Source organism: Pseudoxanthomonas beigongshangi, assembly GCF_016820515.1.
In the GTDB taxonomy this organism is placed as follows: Bacteria; Pseudomonadota; Gammaproteobacteria; order Xanthomonadales; family Xanthomonadaceae; genus Pseudoxanthomonas_A; species Pseudoxanthomonas_A beigongshangi.
Map to the genome: position 1 here is coordinate 19,223 of NZ_JADHDV010000003.1, position 20,618 is coordinate 39,840.

20 protein-coding genes are annotated in these 20,618 nt (G+C 68.4%); 15 read left to right on the plus strand and 5 right to left on the minus strand.

What is annotated here, in order from left to right:
* The 3 genes from IQ458_RS02735 to IQ458_RS02745 are packed head-to-tail and all read left to right on the plus strand — an operon-like array spanning nt 1 to nt 2,774.
* A complete protein-coding gene (locus IQ458_RS02735) occupies nt 1–339 on the plus strand; it encodes an L-rhamnose mutarotase (RefSeq protein ID WP_183640893.1) in 339 nt (112 codons plus the stop codon).
* Between the two features lie 25 nt (nt 340–364).
* Nucleotides 365–1,603, plus strand: a complete 1,239-nt coding sequence (gene fucP, locus IQ458_RS02740) for an L-fucose:H+ symporter permease (protein WP_183640891.1) — start codon at nt 365–367, stop codon at nt 1,601–1,603.
* A 28-nt stretch (nt 1,604–1,631) separates the two neighbouring features.
* Nucleotides 1,632–2,774, plus strand: coding sequence for an alpha-hydroxy acid oxidase (locus IQ458_RS02745; protein WP_203321844.1), 1,143 nt, complete (start codon nt 1,632–1,634; stop codon nt 2,772–2,774).
* Nucleotides 2,775–2,793: 19 nt separating this feature from the next.
* Here the strand turns inward: IQ458_RS02745 and IQ458_RS02750 are convergent, their stop codons facing one another.
* From IQ458_RS02750 to IQ458_RS02770, 5 genes are all read right to left on the minus strand, one after another.
* A complete protein-coding gene (locus IQ458_RS02750; RefSeq protein ID WP_141454245.1) occupies nt 2,794–3,558 on the minus strand; it encodes a FadR/GntR family transcriptional regulator in 765 nt (254 codons plus the stop codon).
* 134 nt (nt 3,559–3,692) lie between these two features.
* Complete coding sequence (locus IQ458_RS02755; RefSeq protein ID WP_203321845.1) at nt 3,693–4,433, minus strand: SDR family NAD(P)-dependent oxidoreductase; 741 nt, start codon at nt 4,431–4,433, stop codon at nt 3,693–3,695.
* Nucleotides 4,434–4,762: 329 nt separating this feature from the next.
* Complete coding sequence (gene cydX / locus IQ458_RS02760; RefSeq protein ID WP_141454247.1) at nt 4,763–4,870, minus strand: cytochrome bd-I oxidase subunit CydX; 108 nt, start codon at nt 4,868–4,870, stop codon at nt 4,763–4,765.
* Between the two features lie 12 nt (nt 4,871–4,882).
* Nucleotides 4,883–6,037, minus strand: a complete 1,155-nt coding sequence (gene cydB, locus IQ458_RS02765; RefSeq protein WP_183640883.1) for a cytochrome d ubiquinol oxidase subunit II — start codon at nt 6,035–6,037, stop codon at nt 4,883–4,885.
* Between the two features lie 13 nt (nt 6,038–6,050).
* Nucleotides 6,051–7,625, minus strand: a complete 1,575-nt coding sequence (locus IQ458_RS02770) for a cytochrome ubiquinol oxidase subunit I (protein WP_203321846.1) — start codon at nt 7,623–7,625, stop codon at nt 6,051–6,053.
* A gap of 226 nt (nt 7,626–7,851) precedes the next feature.
* Between IQ458_RS02770 and ccoN the strand changes: the two genes are divergently transcribed.
* The 12 genes from ccoN (at nt 7,852) to cydC (ending at nt 20,317) form a co-directional block, all read left to right on the plus strand.
* Nucleotides 7,852–9,291 carry a cytochrome-c oxidase, cbb3-type subunit I gene (ccoN, locus tag IQ458_RS02775; RefSeq protein ID WP_183640879.1) on the plus strand — a complete coding sequence of 480 codons (1,440 nt, stop codon included), beginning with the start codon at nt 7,852–7,854 and terminating at the stop codon, nt 9,289–9,291.
* A 13-nt stretch (nt 9,292–9,304) separates the two neighbouring features.
* Nucleotides 9,305–9,925 carry a cytochrome-c oxidase, cbb3-type subunit II gene (ccoO, locus tag IQ458_RS02780; protein WP_203321847.1) on the plus strand — a complete coding sequence of 207 codons (621 nt, stop codon included), beginning with the start codon at nt 9,305–9,307 and terminating at the stop codon, nt 9,923–9,925.
* A gap of 16 nt (nt 9,926–9,941) precedes the next feature.
* The gene (locus IQ458_RS02785) at nt 9,942–10,070 is read left to right on the plus strand and encodes a cbb3-type cytochrome oxidase subunit 3 (RefSeq protein ID WP_318288375.1); all 129 of its coding nucleotides are present in this window, start codon (nt 9,942–9,944) and stop codon (nt 10,068–10,070) included.
* Nucleotides 10,067–11,002 carry a cytochrome-c oxidase, cbb3-type subunit III gene (gene ccoP, locus IQ458_RS02790; protein WP_192199132.1) on the plus strand — a complete coding sequence of 312 codons (936 nt, stop codon included), beginning with the start codon at nt 10,067–10,069 and terminating at the stop codon, nt 11,000–11,002. Before IQ458_RS02785 ends, ccoP begins: the two co-directional genes overlap by 4 nt.
* Before the next feature lie 17 nt (nt 11,003–11,019).
* A complete protein-coding gene (locus IQ458_RS02795) occupies nt 11,020–11,316 on the plus strand; it encodes a hypothetical protein (RefSeq protein WP_203321848.1) in 297 nt (98 codons plus the stop codon).
* 179 nt (nt 11,317–11,495) lie between these two features.
* A complete protein-coding gene (locus tag IQ458_RS02800; protein ID WP_203321849.1) occupies nt 11,496–13,046 on the plus strand; it encodes a 4Fe-4S dicluster domain-containing protein in 1,551 nt (516 codons plus the stop codon).
* Nucleotides 13,043–13,555, plus strand: coding sequence for a FixH family protein (locus tag IQ458_RS02805; protein ID WP_183640872.1), 513 nt, complete (start codon nt 13,043–13,045; stop codon nt 13,553–13,555). The genes IQ458_RS02800 and IQ458_RS02805 overlap by 4 nt, the downstream gene beginning before the upstream one ends.
* Complete coding sequence (locus IQ458_RS02810; RefSeq protein WP_328805055.1) at nt 13,552–15,957, plus strand: heavy metal translocating P-type ATPase; 2,406 nt, start codon at nt 13,552–13,554, stop codon at nt 15,955–15,957. The genes IQ458_RS02805 and IQ458_RS02810 overlap by 4 nt, the downstream gene beginning before the upstream one ends.
* A complete protein-coding gene (ccoS, locus tag IQ458_RS02815) occupies nt 15,954–16,196 on the plus strand; it encodes a cbb3-type cytochrome oxidase assembly protein CcoS (RefSeq protein WP_183640868.1) in 243 nt (80 codons plus the stop codon). Before IQ458_RS02810 ends, ccoS begins: the two co-directional genes overlap by 4 nt.
* On the plus strand, nt 16,186–16,911 hold the full coding sequence (locus IQ458_RS02820; protein ID WP_183640866.1) for a sulfite exporter TauE/SafE family protein: 726 nt from the start codon (nt 16,186–16,188) through the stop codon (nt 16,909–16,911). The genes ccoS and IQ458_RS02820 overlap by 11 nt, the downstream gene beginning before the upstream one ends.
* Nucleotides 16,908–18,602: a thiol reductant ABC exporter subunit CydD gene (gene cydD, locus IQ458_RS02825; protein ID WP_183640864.1), complete on the plus strand. Its 1,695-nt coding sequence runs from the start codon at nt 16,908–16,910 to the stop codon at nt 18,600–18,602. Before IQ458_RS02820 ends, cydD begins: the two co-directional genes overlap by 4 nt.
* Nucleotides 18,599–20,317: a thiol reductant ABC exporter subunit CydC gene (gene cydC / locus IQ458_RS02830; protein WP_203321851.1), complete on the plus strand. Its 1,719-nt coding sequence runs from the start codon at nt 18,599–18,601 to the stop codon at nt 20,315–20,317. The genes cydD and cydC overlap by 4 nt, the downstream gene beginning before the upstream one ends.
* The last annotated feature ends 301 nt before the right edge of the window (nt 20,318–20,618 follow it).

The following is a 20,618-nucleotide window of genomic DNA, read 5'->3' on the forward strand; positions in this document are numbered from 1 at the left end:
ATGCGCCATTGCCTGGCCCTCGATCTGCACGACGATCCGGATCTGATCGCCGCCTACGAGCACTACCACCGGCAGGTCTGGCCGGAAGTGCTGGCCCACCTGCGCACGCAGGGCGTGCGCGAGCTGGAGATCTTCCGGCTGGGCACGCGCATGGTGATGGTGATGGACACCGACGACGCGGTGTTCGACGCCGCGCGCATGGCCGACGCCGAGCGCGACGATCCGCGCCTGCGCGCCTGGGAAGACCTGATGTGGTCGTTCCAGAAAGCCACGCCGTGGACGCCGGAAGGCACCAAGTGGACCCCGATGCAACCGATTTTCCGCCTGACCGACGCCTGACCCTCTTTCCGCAGGAGCTTCCACCATGCCCGCAATGCCCGGTACCGCCTCCCCGACCCTGCAGGACAGCGGCGCGCAACGCTACCGGCTGGCATTCATCCTGGTGACCTGCCTGTTCTTCCTGTGGGGCTTCTCCTACGGGCTGCTGGACGTGCTCAACAAGCATTTCCAGGAAACCCTGGACATCACCCGTGCACGCTCGGCGCTGCTGCAGGCCGCCTACTTCGGTGCCTACTTCCTGATGGCACTGCCGGCGGCGGCGCTGATGGAACGGCATGGCTACAAGACCGGCATCCTGCTCGGCCTGGGCCTGTTCGCTTGCGGTGCGCTGCTGTTCATTCCCGCCACCCGCGCCGGCGTGTTCGAGTACTTCCTGTTCGCCCTGTTCGTGATCGCCTGCGGGCTGGCCTGCCTGGAAACCGCGGCCAATCCCTACGTCACGGTGCTGGGTCCAGCCGGTGATTCGGAACGGCGGATAAACCTGTCGCAGTCATTCAATGGACTGGGTACGTTTATCGCCCCGTTCATCGCCGGCGAGTTGTTCTTCGGCGACTCGGAGTCGGGGATTTCCGGCAGTCATGGCGTTCAGCTTATTTACGTCGCCACCGCGCTGGTGGTCATCGCCATCGCAGTGCTGATCTGGCGAACGCGGATGCCGGAAATTTCCAACGATGTCTCGGCCGCCACGAATCCAGCGCCCGCTGTGCCGCTGTTCTCCCAACGTCATTTCGTGTTCGCGGTGGTGGCCCAGTTCTTCTATGTCGCCGCGCAGGTCGGCGCGGGCGCGTTCTTCATCAACTACGCGGTGGATCACATCCCTGGTCTGTCCTCCAAGCACGCCTCTCACCTGCTGTCGGTTGCGCTGGGCTGTTTCGTGGCAGGTCGCTTCCTCACCACCCTGCTGATGCGCATGATCTCGCCCGCACGTGTGCTCAGCGTGTACGCGGTGATCAACATCCTGCTGTGCGGCGTCGTCATCGCCGGCATGGGCAAGGTCTCGGTCGCCGCCCTCATCGCCGTGTTCTTCTTCATGTCGATGATGTTCCCGACCATCTTCGCGCTGGGCATCAAGGGCCTGGGCGCGCAGACCAAGCGCGGCGCCAGCTTCATCATCATGGCCATCGTCGGCGGCGCCATCGTGCCGTGGTTCATGGGCCGGCTGGCGGATGTCGCCGGCATCGAGACCGCGTTCTGGATTCCCGCCTTCTGCTTCCTGGTGGTCGCGCTGTACGGTGTTTACGCGCGCCGCCACCCGCAGTCCTGACCGTACTTCGACCCGAACCGTTTCCATCATGACCCCGATCACCTGCAACGAGGATCTCCGCCAGCTGGCGATGCGCCGCGCGCCGCGCGCGATCTTCGACTACGTCGACCGTGGCTCGTATGACGAGCACACCCTCAACGGCAATCGTCGCGCGCTGGACGCGCTGATGCTGCGCCAGCGGGTGATGATCGATGTGGACCAGCGATCGCTGGCCACCACCATGGCCGGCGAGGCGGTGAGCATGCCGGTGGGATTGGCGCCGACCGGGTTGACCGGCATCCTCCACGCGGACGGCGAAATCCTCGCCGCGCGCGCGGCCCAGGCCGCCGGCGTGCCGTTCACCCTCAGCACGGTGTCGATCTGCTCCATCGAGGCGGTGCGCGCGGCGGTGGAAAAGCCGTTCTGGTTCCAGCTGTACGTGATGCGCGATCGCGATTTCGCCGCATCGCTGATCCAGCGCGCAAAGACCGCGCAATGCTCCGCGCTGGTGCTCACGGCCGATTTGCAGATCCAGGGCCAGCGCCATCGCGACATCAAGAATGGCCTGACCGTGCCGCCCAGACTGACCGTGGGCAACGCGCTGGATCTGCTGCGCCGACCGCGCTGGGCGTGGGGCATGCTGCGCACGCCGCACCGCAATTTCGGCAACCTGGCCGGTTTCATTTCCGGCGGCGGCAAGGGCATGACCACGCTGTCGCAATGGATCGGCAGTCAGTTCGATCCCACCCTCAGTTGGCAGGACGTGGCCTGGGTGCGTTCGCTGTGGCCGGGCAAGCTGATTGTGAAGGGCATCCTGGACGCGGACGACGCGCGTGCGGCGGTCGATGCCGGTGCGGATGTGATCGTGGTGTCCAACCATGGTGGCCGCCAGCTCGATTCCGCGCCGCCGGCGATCCTCGCCTTGCCGCAGGTGGTGGCGGCGGTCGGCGACCGCTGCGAGATCTGGTTCGACAGCGGCGTGCGCAGCGGCCAGGACGTGCTCAAGGCGCTGGCGCTGGGTGCGCGCGCCACGCTGATCGGCAAGGCCTTCCTGTACGGCCTGGGTGCGATGGGCGAACGCGGCGTCACCACCGCGCTGGACCTGATCCGCCGCGAGCTGGACGTGAGCATGGCGCTGACCGGCACCCGCGACGTGCGCGAGATCGGTCCGCAGGTGTTGTGGCGGCCCTAGGGTCGACGGCTGCCCGGCGTCAGCGCTCGCCGCCGGAGAAGATCCGGATCACCGAATCCAGATGCCGTTCCATCGCGGCGCGCGCGGCGTCCGGATCCCGATCGCGGATCGCGTCGACGATGGCTTCGTGCTCCAGCTCCGAGCGGCGCGGCATGTCTTCCACCGTGTAAAGGGCCTGCACGCGCTGGAACATGGCGCCGTACTGGTGGCCCAGCAGGTGCCGGATCAGCAGCGAATAGGCGGGGTTGCCGCTGGCGTCGGCGATGCGGATATGCAGCAGCCGATCACCGGGATGGGTGGTGGAGGCGTGCTGGTTGTCGGCGATATTGCGCTGCAGAGCTTCCTCGATGCCGGCGATCTGATCGTCGGTGGCGTTCTCGGCCGCCAGCGCGGCGGTTTCCGGTTCCACCAGCCGGCGGGCGCTCAGCAGCGAGAACGGCGGGATTTCGGCATCGAAATCGGCCACCACGCCCAGTTCCGGATCCAGTGTCCACGGGTTGAGCTGGCGGGCGCGATCCAGCGCATGTTCGACCGGCGGGGCTTCATCCGCGTCCGGCCCCACCACGCTGACCCCATCGCCCACCCGGACCCGCACCAGGCCCAGCACCTCCAGCGCGATCAGCGCCTCGCGCAGCGAGGTGCGGCTGACCCCGAACTGCTGCGAGAGCTCGCGTTCCGGTGGCAGATAGCTGCCCGGCGGGAATTCGCCGCGATTGATCATGCCGCGCAACTGGTCGGCGATCTGCTGGTAGAGACGACGGTTCTGGATGCTCTTGACTGGCATGTCCGGGGCTCCGCATCCGGCGGGCTTGCTGGGAACATGCGGCGATTATAGGCCAATCCCCGTACCGTCCCGGACGGTCGGGGCCGGCGTGTACCGAAGCGGCGGGGCGCACCGCGCCCCGCGCGCCCGATTCGTCACTGCGCCGTGTAGCCACCGTCTACCAGCAACGAGGCGCCATTGACGAAGGAAGCATCGTCGCTGGCGAGGAAAAGCACCGCACGAGCGACTTCCTCCGCCCGGCCCAACCGGCCCATCGGATGCAGCTGCTCCAGCGCGTGCCTGCCCTCGGCCGGGACGTCCTTCAGCAGCGGCGTGTCGATGTAGCCCGGGCAGACCGCGTTGACGCGGATGCCGCGTGCGCCGTAGTCGATGGCCAGGGTCTGGGTCAGCAGCTTCACCCCGCCCTTGGCCGCCGCGTAGGCGGTGACGCCCTGCTTGCCAACGTGGCTGTGGATGGAACCGCAATTGACTATGACGCCGCCACCCTGCTTGAGCATCTGCTCGATGACGTACTTGTCGCACAGGTAGACACCGGTGAGGTTGATGCCGATGGTGCGGTCCCAGGCCGCTTCGGACAGCTGGTCGATCGGACCGTCGGCGGCGATGCCGGCGTTGGCGAACAGCACGTCGATGCGACCGAACACGGCGACGGTTTCCGCCACCATCCGCTGCACCGCCGCGCTGTCGGTGACATCGGTCTTCACGAACAGGGATTTCGCGCCCTGCTTCGACAGTGCGTCGGCGACCGCCTGCCCGTGATCAGAGAAATCCGCGATCACCACATGCGCGCCGCGCTCTGCGAACAGCTTCGCGCTGGCCTCGCCGATGCCGCTGGCACCGCCGGTGACGATGACGACCTTGTTGTTGAAATCCATGTTGACGCTCCTGGCCGTGGGGGCCGATGTGAACTTTCAACAGGTTAATCCCTGCTGCCTTTACCCATGCCGAGTCCAGCGCCAATGACAGTCGAATCACATTGTCCCAGTCGTCGCACCGCCGTCATTCCAGCGAAACCTGGAATCCATTTTCGCCGGGTTTCTCGACGTCCAGGACCACTCACCATCACGGCAAATGGATCACGGCATTCGCCGGGACAATGATGGAATGGCGATGCAGGCAGGGACATGCCGGGGATTCGCCACGCGACACGCTGGCGGCATTGGCTTGCGGAGATGGCGTGCACGGGCACGCCACCGCTCTCCACTCAATCGCTCTTGCGCTTGTCCGTATCCCGCATCTCGTACCACATGCCATTGAGGATGGCGAAGCTGGCCGCGAGTCCGGCGCCGAGTATCCAGCTGAAATACCACATGCGTGCTTCTCCTCAGTAAGCGTTCGGATTCTGGTCGTGATCCAGGCTGTCCTCGCCGACCTTGCCGCGCATCACCCGGTATACCCAGGCCGTGTAGGCCAGGATGATCGGCAGGAAGAACGCGGTCACCAGCAGCATGATGAACAGCGTCAGGTGGCTGGAGGACGCATCCCACACCATCAGGCTGGCGCCGGGATTGAGCGAGGATGGCAGCAGGAAAGGAAAGGTGGTCAAGCCGAAGGTCAGCAGGATGCCGGCAATCGCCAGCGCCGAGGACAGGAACGCCAGTCCGCCCTTGCCCGCGCGCAGACAGAGCGCGCTCAGCAGCGCACCCAGCACGCCCAGCACCGGGAACAGCCAGATCACCGGCCAGCGCGCGTAGTTGCCCATCCACGCGCCCGGCTGCGCGATCACCACCTTGGCGAGCGGATTGGACGGACCGGCCGGATCCATGGCGACCTGCAACACGTAACCATTCAATCCCTTGGCCAGCCAGACACCGCCGATGACGAACAGCACCGCGGTGGCGATCGCGGCCACGCTGCCGTAGCGGCGCGCGCGCCGGGCGATCGCGCCGTCGGTCTTCATCGCCAGCCGGCCGGCGCCATGGGCGACCAGCATGCACACGCTGACCAGGCCGCACAGCAGCGCGAAGGGCGTGAGCAGTCCGAACAGGCCGCCCTCGTAGTGGGGACGCAGGATGTCGTCGAAGGTGAACGGCGCGCCGAGCAGCACGTTGCCCATCGCCACGCCGAATACCAGCGCCGGCACCAGCCCGCTGACGAACAACGCCCAGTCCCATACCGCGCGCCAGCGAGGGTCCGGCACCTTGCTGCGGAACTTGAAACCGACCGGGCGCAGGATCAGCGCGACCAGGATCAGGAACATGGCGATGTAGAAGCCGGAGAAGCTGACCGCGTACAGCGGCGGCCAGGCGGCGAAGATCGCGGCGCCGCCGACGATCAGCCAGACCTGGTTGCCCTCCCACACCGGGCCGATCACGTTCAGCGTGATCCGGCGTTCCTCGTCGGTGCGGGCCACCGCCGGCAGCAGCGTCGCCACGCCCAGATCGAAGCCGTCCATCACCGCGAAGCCAATCAGCAGGATGCCCAGCAGCGCCCACCAGATCAGGCGCAGGGTCGGATAGTCGAGCGGAATGGTGTCCATGGACGCGCTCCTCTCAGATGGCCGTGGCCGGCGGGGTGGCGGGTGCGGTCGCGCCGTGCGGTTCCGGCGAGATCTCTTCCGGGCCTTTCAGGATCAGCTTGCGCATCAGCCATATTTCGACCACCGCCAGCACCGTATAAATCGTGACGAAGCCGCTCAGGGTGATCAGGATCTGGTGCAGCTTCAGGCCCGAGGCGGCGAAGAAGGTCGGCAGCACGCCATCGATCACCCACGGCTGGCGGCCGTACTCGGCGATCAGCCAGCCGGCCTCGATCGCGATCCATGGCAACGGCAGGCTGTAGAAGGCCAGCCGCAGGAACCAGCGCCGCTTGTCCAGCTGGTGTTTGCTGGCAAGCCAGAACGCGAAGGCGAAGAAGGCGATGAAGTAGAAGCCCAGTCCGACCATCAGGCGGAAGCTCCAGAACAGCGGCGCCACATGCGGCACGGTGTCGAACGCGGCCTTGACGATCTCCTCGTCGGTCGCGTTGGCGATGTCCTCGCGGTACTTTTTCAGCAGCAGGGCATGGCCGATGTCGCGCCAGTGGGTTTCGAACATGTACCGCGCGTGGGAATCACCGCGGTTGGCGCGCAGTTTCTGCAGGTTCTCGTAGGCGACGATGCCGTTGCGGATGCGCCCCTCGGCGCGCTCGACCAGTTCCAGGATGCCCGGCATCTCCTTGTTGAGCGAACGGGTGCCGATGATCCCCATCACGTAGGGGATATGCACCGCGTAGTGGTTGGTGCGGGTTTCCTGGTCGGGAATGGCGAAGGCGTTGAAGCCCGCCGGCGCCGGCTCGGTTTCCCACATCGCCTCGATCGCGGCCAGCTTCATCTTCTGGTTCTCGCCGACCGCGTAGCCACTCTCATCGCCCAGCACCACCACCGACAACGCCGCGGCCAGGCCGAAGCTGGCCGCCACCGCCATCGAGCGCTTGGCGAAGTCGGCGTTGCGGCCGCGCAACAGGTAGAACGCGCTGATCGACATGACGAACATCGCCCCGGTCACGTAGCCGGCGCTGACCGTGTGGACGAACTTGGCCTGCGCGACCGGGTTGAAGATCACCGCCATGAAGTCGGTGATCTCCATGCGCATGGTCTCGGGGTTGAACACCGCCCCGACCGGGTTCTGCATCCAGCCGTTGGCGACCAGGATCCACAGCGCCGAGAAGTTGGTCGCCAGCGCGACCAGCCATGTGACCGCCAGGTGCTGGACCCGGCTGAGCCGGTTCCAGCCGAAGAAGAACAGGCCGATGAAGGTCGCTTCCAGGAAGAAGGCCATCAGGCCCTCGATTGCCAGCGGAGCGCCGAAGATGTCGCCGACGTAGTGGCTGTAATAAGACCAATTGGTCCCGAACTGGAACTCCATCACAATACCAGTGGCGACGCCCATGGCAAAGTTCACCCCGAACAGGGTGCCCCAGAACAGGGTCATCCGCCGCCACACGTCCCGTCCGGTCATGACGTAGACGCTCTCCATGATGGCCACCATGAAGGACAGGCCCAGGGTCAGTGGCACGAACAGGAAGTGATACATCGCCGTGAGGGCGAATTGCAGGCGGGACAGCTCGACAACGGTCATGTCCGGCATGAGGGAGGCTCGGCAGCGGTGTCGAGGGGGATTCTAGACCCCTGCCGGGCAAGGGCGGGGGTGACAATCTGTCGCACCCTGGACCTTGTCCCGGGTTGCCAACATGCCGCCCGTGGTTCGCTGACCACTCCCTGTCCGTATTTCCCCCCTCCCGGTTGATTCAAATCAATGTGGGCGGGGGCCGATGGGGCTGAAGATCATGGTGTTGAGCCTAGGAGCAGGTGGCATGCAGAGCGTGCGGGGTACTTATAACGACAAGGTGGTGCGCCAGTTCGCGGTGATGACCGTGGTCTGGGGCATCGTGGGGATGGCCGTGGGCGTGTTCATCGCCGCCCAGTTGTACTGGCCGGCGCTGAATTTCGATCTGCCATGGCTCAGCTATGGCCGGCTGCGCCCCCTGCATACCAATGCGGTGATCTTCGCGTTCGGCGGCAGCGCCCTGTTCGCGACCAGCCTGCACGTGGTCCAGCGCACCTGCCACGTCCGGCTGATCTCGGACAAGCTGGCCGCGTTCGTGTTCTGGGGCTGGCAGGCGGTGATCCTGGCGGCCGCGATCACCCTCCCGCTGGGCATGACCCAGGGCAAGGAGTACGCCGAGCTGGAATGGCCGGTCGACCTGCTGATCACGGTGGTCTGGGTGGCCTACGCGGTGCTGTTCTTCGGCACCATCGCCAAGCGCGCGGTCAAGCACATCTACGTGGCCAACTGGTTCTACGGCGCCTACATCATCGCCGTGGCCCTGCTGCACATCGTCAACAACATCGCCATCCCGGTCGGCTTCACCAAGTCCTACCCGGTCTACAGCGGCGCGGTCGATGCGATGGTGCAGTGGTGGTACGGCCACAACGCGGTCGGTTTCTTCCTGACCGCCGGCTTCCTCGGCATGATGTATTACTTCGTGCCCAAGCAGGCCGGCCGCCCGGTCTACTCCTACCGGCTGTCGATCGTCCACTTCTGGGCGCTGATCGCGGTCTACATGTGGGCCGGTCCGCACCACCTGCACTACACCGCGCTGCCGGACTGGGCGCAGTCGCTGGGCATGGTGTTCTCGCTGATCCTGCTGGCGCCGTCGTGGGGCGGTGCGCTGAACGGCATCCTGACCCTGTCGGGCGTGTGGCACAAGCTGCGCACCGACCCGATCCTGAAGTTCCTGATTGTCGCCGTGTCGTTCTACATGATCGCGACCTTCGAGGGACCGATGATGTCGATCAAGACGGTCAACTCGCTGAGCCACTACACCGACTGGACGGTCGGCCACGTGCACGCCGGCGCGCTGGGCTGGGTGGCGATGATCTCGGTGGGTTCGATCTACGCGCTGCTGCCGCGCCTGCTGGGCCGGGACAGCATGTTCTCGACCAAGGCCATCGACCTGCACTTCTGGCTGCATACCCTGGGCGTGGTGTTCTACATCGCCTCGATGTGGATCGCCGGCGTCATGCAGGGCCTGATGTGGCGCGCCACCAACGCCGACGGCACGCTGACCTACAGCTTCGTCGAGGCGCTCAACGCCACCTATCCGTACTACCTGATCCGCCTGGGCGGCGGCCTGCTGGTGCTGAGCGGCATGGGCGTGATGGCGTGGAATACCTGGAAGACGTTTGCATCCGCGCGTTCGACCGCACCGCAACCGATCCTGCCGGTTGACGTTTCCGAAGTGCGCGCCTGAGGACGAGACCGACATGAGCAACAGCAACTCCCACGAGAAAATCGAGAAGAACATCGGCCTGATGGCCATCCTGATCGCGGTGGTCGTGTCGTTCGGCGGCCTGGCCGAGATCGTGCCGCTGATGTTCCAGGCCGAGGCCATCAAGCCGCTGGAAGGGGTCAAGCCCTACCCGGCCCTGCAACTGGCCGGCCGCGACGTGTACGTCCGCGAAGGCTGCTACAACTGCCACTCGCAGATGGTCCGCACCCTGCGCTTCGAGAGCGAGCGCTACGGCCACTACTCGCTGGCCGGCGAGTCGGTCTACGACCGTCCGTTCCAGTGGGGCAGCAAGCGCACCGGGCCGGACCTGGCCCGGGTCGGCGTCCGCTACTCCGACGACTGGCACCGCGTGCACCTGATCAACCCGCGCGACGTGGTGCCCGAGTCGAACATGCCCGGCTTCCCCTGGCTGGAGAAGAACAAGGTCGACGGCGAGGCCACCGCGCGGCGGATGGGCGCGCTGAAGGCGCTGGGCGACCCCTACACCGATGCCGAGATCAAGGCCGCGCCCGAGGAACTGAAGGGCAAGACCGAGCTGGACGCCGTGGTGGCGTACCTGCAGGCGCTCGGCAAGCACGCACCGCGGGGAGGCTGAGATGGTGTCCGGAATCGTGACCGCAATCCTGCTGGTGCTGTTCATCGGCGGCTGGATCTGGGTATGGAGCCCGCGCCGCAAGGCCGAATTCGATGACGCCGCGGCGCTGCCGCTGAACGAGGAAGACGAGGAGTACAAGGCATGAACAGCGGCTGGTCGTGGTACGTCATCGCCCTGGTGGCGCTGAACATCGTCGGCTGCGCGTGGTTGCTGTGGTGGACGGCGCGCCGTCGCCCGGGCGATCCGGCGCCGGAGGAAACCAGCCATGTCTGGGACGGCGATCTGACCGAGTACAACAAGCCCTTGCCGCGCTGGTGGATCAACATGTTCTACCTGACCATCGCGTTCGGCATCGGCTACATCGCGTGGTACGGCGGCCTGGGCGGCTACGCCGGCGCCGCCGACTGGTCTTCGGCCGGCGAACACGCCGCCAAGAAGAAGGTGGAGGACGCCAAGCTGGAACAGACCTTCAAGCCCTACGCGGACCAGGCCATCGACAAGCTGGCGCAGGATCCGAAGGCGCTGTCGCTGGGCCGTTCTATCTTCAACAACACCTGCGCCACCTGCCACGGTTCGTCCGCGCAGGGTGCGATCGGCTATCCCAACCTGACCGACGACATCTGGCACTGGGGCGGTTCGCCGGAGAAGGTGCTGGAAACGGTGCTGGACGGCCGCGACGGGGTGATGCCCGAATGGGGCACCGCGCTGACCGGCATGGGCGGTCCGAACGCGGTCGACTACACCATCGCCTACGTGCGCACGCTCGGCCATCCGGATCAGCTGATCAACAACTTCCCCGCCTCCCAGGGCAAGAAGCTGTACGAAGGCGTGTGCGTGGCCTGCCACGGCGTGGACGGCAAGGGCAACCAGGACCTGGGCGCGCCCGACCTGACCGACGACTACTGGTTGTACGGCGACAGCAGCGAGAGCCTGCGCCAGACCATCGGCAAGGGCCGCCATGGCATCATGCCGGCGCACCGTGAGCTTCTCGGCGAGACCCGCGCGCGCCTGGTCGCCGCGTACGTCTGGTCGCTGTCGCACAAGGGCAACAAGGAAACCGCCGCCGCCTCGCCATAGAAGGAAACGTCGTCGCCATGACCGATTTCAGCGAACCCCGACTGGACCATCCGTCCCGCCCGCTGGCACAGCGGATCGGGGCCATCCTCTGGCCCAGTTTCTTCGCGGCGGGCGTGGCGACGATGGTGTTCTTCGCCTTCGTGGATCCGCTCCAGCTGCGCGACGTGACCTTCCCCGACTGGCCGTTGACCCGCGAGCTCGGCTACACGCTGGGCTTTTTCATGTTCTGGCTGGCGACCGCCTCGTCCAGCCTCTTTACCTGGATACTCCTGCGGCCTTCCAGCCGCTTCAACCGCGCGCTGCCGCCGGAATGAAAGCCTGGAGCGGGCCTGCGACAAACCGTCGCTCCCGCTCCTGTCGTGCGCGCCGGAGACTGGATCCGTCCGGTACTCCCTCAACGCCACGCCGGTAACCCCCGGCGAAGCCATGCCATGAACGTTCCGATTCCGCTTTACCGCAAATCCCAGCTCCCATCACGCAGCGGAGTATCGCCATGAGCCGGCAGATCCCGATCGACGTGGTGGACGACCAGGGCAATTCGCTCTACGTCAGCGAACGCAAGATCTACCCGCGCGACGTGTCCGGCCGCCTCAACCGCCTGCGCGTGGCCGCGGTGTTCTGGCTGCTGGGCATGTTCTACGTGTTCCCGTGGCTGCGCTGGGACGGCCGCCAGGCGGTGCTGTTCGATCTGCCGGCGCGCAAGTTCTACGTGTTCGGGCTGTCGTTCTGGCCGCAGGACTTCCTGTTCCTGGCGCTGCTGCTGATCATCGCGGCGATGGCACTGTTCTTCTTCACCACCCTGGCCGGGCGCCTGTTCTGCGGGTACGCCTGCCCGCAGACGGTGTGGACCGAAGTGTTCCTGTGGATGGAGCGCTGGACCGAGGGCGACCGCGGCCAGCGCATGAAGCTGGACGCCGGCCCCTGGAACGGGCAGAAGATCCTGCGCAAGGGCGGCAAGCACGCGATCTGGCTGCTGTTCGCGCTGTGGACCGGCTTCACCTTCGTCGGCTTCTTCACTCCGATCCGCGATCTGGCCGTGCGCGCGCCGCTGGAATGGGGCGGCTGGGAAACCTTCTGGGTGCTGTTCTACGCGCTGGCCACCTGGGGCAACGCCGGCTTCCTGCGCGAGCAGGTGTGCAAGTACATGTGCCCCTACGCGCGCTTCCAGAGCGCGATGTTCGACCGCAACACCCTGATCATCGCCTACGATCCGATGCGCGGCGAACCGCGTGGCCCGCGCAAGCGCGGCCTGGGCAGCGTGCTGGAACGCGCGCGCGGCCTGCTCGACAAGGCCACCGCCTACGACTACGTGTTCCGCGCGTACCAGCATCCCACCGCGGCCGACAACCGCCTGCACGCGCGCGGCACCATCACCTTTGCTGGCGCCGGCGCGCACGCCGAGCCGCTGCCGAAGTTCGCCCCGGATCAGCTGGGCGACTGCATCGACTGCACCATCTGCGTGCAGGTGTGTCCGACCGGCATCGACATCCGCAACGGCCTGCAATACGAGTGCATCGCCTGCGGCGCCTGCATCGACGCCTGCGACGACGTGATGGGCAAGATGGGCTATCCCAACGGCCTGATCCGCTATTCCACCCAGAACGCCATCGACGGCAAGGGCACCCGCGTGCTGCGTCCGCGCGTGTTCGTCTACGGCACCATCCTGCTGGCGCTGCTGGCCGCCTGGGCCTGGGGCGTGACCCACCGCAGCGACGTGATCGCCGAGGTGCTGCGTGATCGCAACGCGCTGTACCGCGACGTCGGCGGCGGACGCATCGAGAACAGCTACACGCTCAAGCTGGTCAACAAGGATCAGCAATCGCACCAGTACCGCATCGTGCTGGAATCGGACACGCCCGGCATCACCCTGGCCGGTGGCGGCAAGCAGGTCCAGGCCGATGCCGAGGAAGTGCTGTCGCTGCCGCTGGTCGCGACCGCGCCGTCCAGCGTGACCGGCCGGCACGCCATCCGCATCCGCGTCGAACGCGAGGATGGCGTGTCCACCAAGATCGTCGAGAGCAGCTACTTCGGACCCGTCCCATGACCCCGCAACCCAAAGTCCCCCTCTGGCGCATTCCGGTGATGTGGTTGGTGATCGGCCTGCCGATCGCCTCGATCGTCGCCGGCGTCGGCCTGGTCTACATCTCCGTGCGCGCCGGCGGCGCCGACGCGGTCACCGACAAGGTGGATCGGATGGCGCAAATCCAGACCACCGACCTCGGTCCGGACCAGCGTGCGCAGTCGATGAAGCTGGCGGCGGTGCTGCGGGTGGACGCGGGCGTCGTGGAAGTCATTCCGGTCAGCGGCGAATTCGATCGCCGCGCGCCGCTGGAGCTGCATCTGCAACATCCGACCAAGGCCGAGGAGGATCGCCGCCTGCGCCTGCCGCCGGCCGGCAACGGTTGGCGTCTGGATGAAGCGGTGGACGCCTCGCACGCGTGGAAGGTGCAACTCGGCCCGGCCGACGGCCAATGGCGGCTGCGCGGCCGTCTGCCCAAGGCGCAGCGCGCCACGCACCTGTCGCCCTCGTTGCAGGACGACGCCGCCTCGTGAGCGCAACGGCGCCTTCGCCGCATTGCTACCACTGCGGCGAGGCGCTGCCGGCCGCACCGGTCCTGCGTCCGCTGGACGGCCAGACCGCGGGATTCTGCTGCGAAGGCTGCGCCGCGGCGGCCGAATGGATCCGCCATTCGGACCTGGGCAGCTACTACCGCCTGCGCAGCGCCGCGGCCGGACGCGTGGACGCCGAGCCGGTCGATCTGGGTATCTGGGATCGCGAGGAGTTGCAGGCCGAACACAGCCATCCGGTCACCGGCGGGCGCGAGATCATCCTGCTCACCGACGGCATGCGCTGCGCCGCCTGCGCCTGGCTGATCGACCGCGCGCTCACCCGCGAGGAGGGCGTGCTCGACAGCACCGCCAACGCGGTGACCGGACGCATCCGCATCGCCTGGGATCCGCAGCGCGCGGCGCTGTCGCGGATCCTGCAGCGGCTGTCCATGCTCGGCTACCGGCCTTACCTGGCCGGTGGCGAGGCCAGCGAACGCGCGCGCCTGGACGAGCGCAAGCGCTGGCTGCTGCGGCTGGGCATCGCCGGGCTGGGCGCATTGCAGGCGATGATGTTCGCCGAGGCGCTGTACCTGGACGTGGACCGGACGATGCCGGTGCCCACGCGCGATTTCTTCCGCTGGCTGACCTTCCTGGTGTCCACGCCGGTGGTGTTCTACTCCGGCTGGCCGTTCCTGGCCGGCGCCTGGCGCGAATTGCGCGAACGCCACCTCGGCATGGACACGCTGATCGCCGGTTCCACCCTGCTCGCCTACCTGGCCAGCCTGGTCGAAACCATCCGTGGCGGCGTGCATGTCTGGTACGACGCGGCGGTGATGTTCGTGTTCCTGCTGCTGGCCGCGCGCATGCTGGAACAGCGCGCGCGCAACATCGCCACCGCCCAGGTCGATGCGCTGGCGCGGGCGCGCCCCGCCTTCGCCACCCGCGAGCGCGCCGACGGCAGCCGCGAGTCGGTGGCGGTCGGCAGCCTCGCCGCCGGCGACGTGGTGCGGGTGGCCGCCGGCGACAACGTGCCCGCCGACGGCGTGCTGCTGGACACCGACGCGGTGTTCGAGGAAGCGCTGCTGACCGGCGAGTCGCATCCCATCCACAAGCGCGCCGGCGCGTCGGTCTACGCCGGCACCGTGTGCCGCGAGCACCCGGCGCGGCTGCGGGTCACCGACGTCGGCAGCGCCACCCGGCTCTCGCAGCTGACGCGGCTGGTCGATCAGGCGCAGGCGCACCGGCCGCCGATCGCGCGCGCGGCCGATCGCATCGGCGGACGCTTCGTCGCCGGCCTGCTGCTGGCGGCGCTGGCGGTGTACGTGTTCTGGTATTTCCACGATCCCGCGCGCGCCTTCGAGGTGACCCTGGCGTTGCTGGTGATCAGTTGTCCTTGCGCGCTGTCGCTGTCGGTGCCGACCGCGCTGGCCGCCGCGCACGGCACCCTGGCGAAGCTGGGCGTGCTGGCGACCCGCGCCGATGCGCTGGACACGCTCTCGCGCGCCAGCGACATCGTGTTCGACAAGACCGGCACGCTCAGCGATCCGCGCGCGTTGAGCGTGGAGGCGCAGGGCCTGGACGGTTTCGATCGTTCGCGCGCGCTCGCGCTGGCCGCGGCGCTGGAGCGCGACAGCGGCCATCCGCTGGCCGCCGCGTTCCTCCAGGCCGCCACCGACGCGGACGTGGACACGCTGCGCGCCGAGCGTGTGGAAACCGTCACCGGCCGGGGCGTGCAGGGCCGCATCGATGGCCAGGCGTGGCGGCTGGGCCAGGCCGGGTTCGCCAGCGGCGGCGAAGACGATGGGGCGATCTGGCTGGGCGATGGCACGCGTGCCGTCGCGCGGTTCGTGCTGCGCGAATCGGCGCGTCCCGACGCCCGGGACGCGCTGGCGGCACTGCGCGCGCAGGGCTACGCGGTGCATCTGGCCAGCGGCGACGGCATCGCGCCGGTGCAGCGCTTCGCCGCGGAAATGGACATCGCCGATCCGCGCGCGCGGCAAACGCCGGAGGACAAGCTCGCCTTCGTGCATGAACTGCAGGCGCAGGGCCGGATCGTCGCGATGGTCGGCGACGGCATCAACGACGCGCCGGTGCTGGCCGGCGCGGACGTGTCGGTGGCGATGGGCCAGGGTGCGCCGCTGGCGCAGCGAGCGGCGGACCTGGTGATGACCGGCACCTCGCTGTCGCGCCTGCCCGCCACCGTGGATCTGGCCCGCCGCACCCGCCGGATCATCCGCGAGAACCTGGCCTGGGCGCTGGCCTACAACGTGCTGGCGCTGCCGCTGGCCGCCACCGGCAAGGTCACCCCGTGGCTGGCCGCGCTGGGAATGGCGCTATCCTCGCTGCTGGTCACCGCCAACGCCCTGCGCCTGACCCGCGTGCCCACGAGCAAGTCCGCACCATGACCATTCTGTTGATGCTCATTCCGATCAGCCTGGTGCTGCTGGGCCTGGCGGTCGCCGCCTTCATCTGGGCGGTGCGGCGCGGCCAGTTCGACGATCTGGACACGCCCGCGCTGGACATCCTCGACGACGAGGACGCGCGGAAACCCGCGCACGCGTCGAAGCCATCCGCACCGGAAGGCGACGGCGCGGCACCCGCGACGGACGCGGCGCGCGACACGGGCAAGGACGATGCCGGTTGACAGCCTCACCCTGCTCGCGGCGCTGCTGAGCGGCCTGCTGGGCGGCGTGCATTGCGCCGCGATGTGCGGCGGCATCGCCACCGGATTCTCCGCGATGAGCCCGCAACGCGGCTGGGGCGCGGCCTTGCAGGTCAACCTCGGTCGGGTCGGCGGCTACGTGCTGGCCGGCGCGATCGTCGGCGGTTTCGGCGGCGGGCTGCTGAAAGTGTTCCGATTCGACAACCTGGCACTGGTCCTGCGCATGGCGGTGGGCGTGGTGCTGGTGCTGGTCGCGCTGCGCCTGCTGGATCGGCGCGCGCGCCTGCAGTTCCTGTCGCGTCCGGCGGCGCGCGTGTGGCAGTGGTTGCGGCCGTTGCAATCGCGCCTGCTGCCCGCCGATCGCGCGTGGCGCCGGATCGCGCTGGGCATGCTGTGGGGCTGGCTGCCCTGCGGACTCAGCCTGAGCCTGCTGACCGCCGCGTGGTTGCAGGCCAATGCGCGCGACAGCGCGCTGACCATGCTTGCCTTCGGCCTGGGCACGCTGCCGATGATGGTGCCGCTGACCTGGTCGGGCGCGCGCATGGGCCGCTGGCTGCAACGGCCGGGCGCGCGCATGGGCGCGGCGATGATCGTGCTGTTCGCCGGCCTGCTCACCCTCGCCGGACCGTGGCTGGCGCACGCGCCGGCACTGCATGGCCTGCTCAGCGCGCTGGGCTGCCGCACCCTGCCGACATGAGCGACGTGGCGGATGCGCGCGCGCCCGACGCGGCGCGACACCTGAAGGCATTCGCCGCGCTCGGCGCGCGTCCGCTGCGCCTGGCCGGCGTCTGCACGGTGCTGGCTGGCGCGCTGCTGGTGCCGCAGGCGCTGCTGATCGCGCGGGCGATGCAACAGGTCTTCGTAGACCATGCGCCGGTGCGCGCGGTGGCGGCGCTGCTGGTCGGACTGGCCGTCGTCGGCATGTTGCGCGCGTTGCTCGGATGGGCGTCGCGGCGGTTGGCCGACGAAGCGGTGGAAACGGTGCGCGTGCAGGTACGTGCACGGCTGGCGCGCCGCCTGATCGCGCGCGGCCCGCGTTGGCTGCGCCACCGGCGCAGCGGCGAACTCGCCGAGACGCTCGGCGGCCACGTCGATGCGCTGGAAGGCTACCTCGGCGGTTTCCTGCCGGTGCGGCTGGAAGTGGTGGCGGTGCCGTTGCTGATCCTGATCGGCGCGTTCTGGGCCGACCGCGTGGTCGGCCTGATCCTGCTGCTGACCCTGCCACTGGCGCCGATCTTCATGATGCTGGTGGGCTGGGGCGCGGAAGCGGCCAGCCGCCGCCAGTTGCAGGCGCTGGCGCGGATGGGCGGCCATTTCGCCGATCGCCTGCGCGGCCTCGGCCTGATCCGCCTGTACGGACGCGGCGACAGCGAACTGGCCGGCATCGAACAGGCCGCCGAAGGCCTGCGCAGCAGCAGCCTGAAGGTCCTGCGCATCGCCTTCCTGTCCTCGGCGGTGCTGGAGTTCTTCGCCTCGCTGAGCGTGGCGATGATCGCGCTGTACCTGGGCCTGTCCTACCTGGGCATGCTCGATCTGCGCGGACCGCCGCTGGATCTGGCGACCGGCGTGTTCTGCCTGCTGCTGGCGCCGGAGTTCTACGCGCCGCTGCGGCGGCTGGCGACGCATTACCACGATCGCGCCGCCGCGCTGGCCGCGGCGGGCGAGATGGCGCAGCTGCTGGAAGACATCGAACCCGAGACCGCGCCGCCATCGCCGACGACCGCGAACGCGGCCAGCGATCCGCGCGCGCCGGCGCTGCGGGTGGAACGCCTGGCGCTGCGTCCCGCCGCCGGTGCGCCGCTGGCGCTGCGGGATCTCTCGTTCGCGCTGGAAGCCGGTGGACACCTCGCGATCGCGGGCGCCAGCGGCGGTGGCAAGAGCACGCTGCTGGAAGCGCTGGCCGGCTGGCTGCCGCCCGCCGAAGGATCAATCCAATACGACACGCCGCCGCGCATCGGCTATGCCCCGCAGCGACCGTTCCTGTTCCAGGGCACGCTGGCCGACAACCTGCGTATCGCCGCGCCCGACGCCAGCGACGCGGAGCTGGAACACGCCGCCGAGACCGCCCAGGTGATGCGCTTCGCCCGGCGCCTGCCGCAAGGCCTGCATACCGCCATCGGCGAGCGCGGCTTCGGCCTGTCCGGCGGCGAGGCGCGGCGCGTGGCGCTGGCCCGATTGTTCCTGCGCAAACCCGGCCTGCTGTTGCTGGACGAACCCACCGCCTTCCTCGACCCGGAAACCGAACAGGCCGTGCTCCAGGCGCTGGCGGAGTTCGCGCGCGGACGCACGCTGATCATGGCCACCCACAGTCCGGCGGCGATGCGGATGGCTGGGCGCGTGCTGGATCTCCACCACGCATGCCCGCGTGTGCCGGAGGCGTCGCCATGAGCGCGCGGCCTGACGATCTGCGCGGCGTGTTGCACCGCCATGCCGGCGGCATCGCGCTGACCTTCGCGCTGCTGCTGACCACCCTGCTGGCCGGCACCGGCCTGCTCGGTCTGGCCGGGCATTTCCTCACCGCCGCGGCGCTGGCCGGCAGCGCGGCGATCGGCTTCAACTTCTTCGGTCCCTCGGCCGGCATCCGTGCATTCACCTTCGCCCGCATCCTCTCGCGCTACGCGGAAAAGCTGGTCGGCCACGACGTCACCCTGGCGCTGGCGAAGGATCTGCGGGTGTGGTTCTTCCGCCGCGCGCTGCCACTGGCGCCGCTGGGGCTGGGGCGCTATCGCGTGGGCGATCTGCTGGCGCGACTGGTCGCCGACATCGAGGCGGTCGACGGCCTGCTGGTGCGCGCGCTCGGTCCGCTGGTGTCGCTGGCGACGGTGCTGTCGATCGGTGTCGCCGTCGCAGCCTGGCGGCTGCCCGTCGCCGGACTGTTGCTGGCGGTCGCGTTCGTCCTGATCGCGGTGGCGGTGCCGTGGGCGATACAGGTCGGCGCGCGCGGCCTGGAACGCGAACGCGCCGAAACACGCGCGCGCCTGCGCTACGCGGTGCTCGAAGGGCTGGAAGGCGCCAGCGATCTGGTCGCGCTCGACGCGGCGGATGATTGGCTGGCGCGGGTGGATGCGGACGCACTGGCACTGGCCGGACGGGAGCGCCAGCGAAAGCGGCGGCTCGCGCTCGGCGTGCTGCTCCACGGCCTGCTGGCGGCGGCGCTGCTCCCGGCGCTGGGCTGGCTGCTGTTCGACGCGGTCGATGCGCGGCGATTGTCCGCGCCCGCGGCGGGCGGCCTGTTCTTCATGACCCTCGCCCTGCTGGAAGCCGCCGCCGGCATCGGCGTGGCATGGCAGGCCTGGCAGGCCGCGCGCGCCTCCGCGCGGCGGCTGGACGAGGTGGCGATGCAGCAACCGGAGATTGACGAGCCCGACGATCCCGTCGCCGTGCCCGCGCAAGGCCCGCTGGTGCTGGAAGGCGTGGCCTTTGCGTGGCCGGGCGAAGCGCGCCGGCTGCTGGATGGCGTGGATCTGGTGCTCGCGTCGGGACGTCGCATCGCCATCCGCGGCGACAGCGGCGCCGGCAAGTCATCGCTTCTCGCATTGCTGCTACGCCTGCGCGATCCCGACGCAGGCCGGCTGCTTTACGCGGGCCACGATCTGCGCCGGTTCCGCGGCGCCGACTGGCATTCACGCCTGGCCTGGCTGCCGCAGGACGCGCCGATCTTCGCCGGCAGCGTGCGCGACAACCTGCGGATCGGCGATCCCGGCGCCGACGATGCAAAGCTGTGGCGGGCGCTGGCGCAGGTCCGGCTGGACACGCTGGTGCGAAACTGGAGCGACGGCCTCGATGGCTGGGTCGGCGAAAGCGGCGCAACCCTCTCGGCCGGCCAGGCGCGGCGCCTGGCACTGGCGCGCGCGCTGTTGCGCGATACCCCGCTGCTGCTGCTCGACGAACCCACCGAAGGCCTGGACCAGGACACCGCCGACGCGCTGATGCGCGATATCGCCGAGGCCGCCGCCGATCGCGCGGTCCTGATCATCACCCACGCGCCCCTGCCCCCCGGCACCGTCCACGAAAGCCACCGCCTGATCGACGGCCGCCTTTGGCCGGATCCCGCGGAGCGGAGCGAGCTCCGCTCTACACCAAGCCACATCGCGTCCTCGTAGAGCGGAGCTCGCTCCGCTCCGCGATGCCTCATGCGCACGTCAAGCCATCGTCCGCACAACAGGCAAAAAGAAAGCGGAGCAAGCTCCGCTCTACACAAACCACATCGCCTCTTCGTAGAGCGGAGCTCGCTCCGCTCCGCGATGCCTCACGCGCACGTCAAGCCATCGTCCACATAACAGGCAAAAGAAAAGCGGAGCAAGCTCCGCTCTACACAAACTACGTCGCCTCTTCGTAGAGCGGAGCTCGCTCCGCCCCGCGATGTCTCATGCGCACGTCAGGCCATCATCCGCACAACAGGCA

Excerpts from the sequence above, each read along its gene's own strand:
- IQ458_RS02735 (WP_183640893.1), top strand. The coding sequence starts at position 1 with ATGCGCCATTGCCTGGCCCTCGATCTGCACGACGATCCGGATCTGATC.
- fucP (WP_183640891.1), top strand. The coding sequence starts at position 365 with ATGCCCGCAATGCCCGGTACCGCCTCCCCGACCCTGCAGGACAGCGGC.
- IQ458_RS02745 (WP_203321844.1), top strand. The coding sequence starts at position 1,632 with ATGACCCCGATCACCTGCAACGAGGATCTCCGCCAGCTGGCGATGCGC.
- IQ458_RS02750 (WP_141454245.1), bottom strand. The coding sequence starts at position 3,558 with ATGCCAGTCAAGAGCATCCAGAACCGTCGTCTCTACCAGCAGATCGCC.
- IQ458_RS02755 (WP_203321845.1), bottom strand. The coding sequence starts at position 4,433 with ATGGATTTCAACAACAAGGTCGTCATCGTCACCGGCGGTGCCAGCGGC.
- cydX (WP_141454247.1), bottom strand. The coding sequence starts at position 4,870 with ATGTGGTATTTCAGCTGGATACTCGGCGCCGGACTCGCGGCCAGCTTC.
- cydB (WP_183640883.1), bottom strand. The coding sequence starts at position 6,037 with ATGGACACCATTCCGCTCGACTATCCGACCCTGCGCCTGATCTGGTGG.
- IQ458_RS02770 (WP_203321846.1), bottom strand. The coding sequence starts at position 7,625 with ATGCCGGACATGACCGTTGTCGAGCTGTCCCGCCTGCAATTCGCCCTC.
- ccoN (WP_183640879.1), top strand. The coding sequence starts at position 7,852 with ATGCAGAGCGTGCGGGGTACTTATAACGACAAGGTGGTGCGCCAGTTC.
- ccoO (WP_203321847.1), top strand. The coding sequence starts at position 9,305 with ATGAGCAACAGCAACTCCCACGAGAAAATCGAGAAGAACATCGGCCTG.
- ccoP (WP_192199132.1), top strand. The coding sequence starts at position 10,067 with ATGAACAGCGGCTGGTCGTGGTACGTCATCGCCCTGGTGGCGCTGAAC.
- IQ458_RS02795 (WP_203321848.1), top strand. The coding sequence starts at position 11,020 with ATGACCGATTTCAGCGAACCCCGACTGGACCATCCGTCCCGCCCGCTG.
- IQ458_RS02800 (WP_203321849.1), top strand. The coding sequence starts at position 11,496 with ATGAGCCGGCAGATCCCGATCGACGTGGTGGACGACCAGGGCAATTCG.
- IQ458_RS02805 (WP_183640872.1), top strand. The coding sequence starts at position 13,043 with ATGACCCCGCAACCCAAAGTCCCCCTCTGGCGCATTCCGGTGATGTGG.
- ccoS (WP_183640868.1), top strand. The coding sequence starts at position 15,954 with ATGACCATTCTGTTGATGCTCATTCCGATCAGCCTGGTGCTGCTGGGC.
- IQ458_RS02820 (WP_183640866.1), top strand. The coding sequence starts at position 16,186 with ATGCCGGTTGACAGCCTCACCCTGCTCGCGGCGCTGCTGAGCGGCCTG.
- cydD (WP_183640864.1), top strand. The coding sequence starts at position 16,908 with ATGAGCGACGTGGCGGATGCGCGCGCGCCCGACGCGGCGCGACACCTG.
- cydC (WP_203321851.1), top strand. The coding sequence starts at position 18,599 with ATGAGCGCGCGGCCTGACGATCTGCGCGGCGTGTTGCACCGCCATGCC.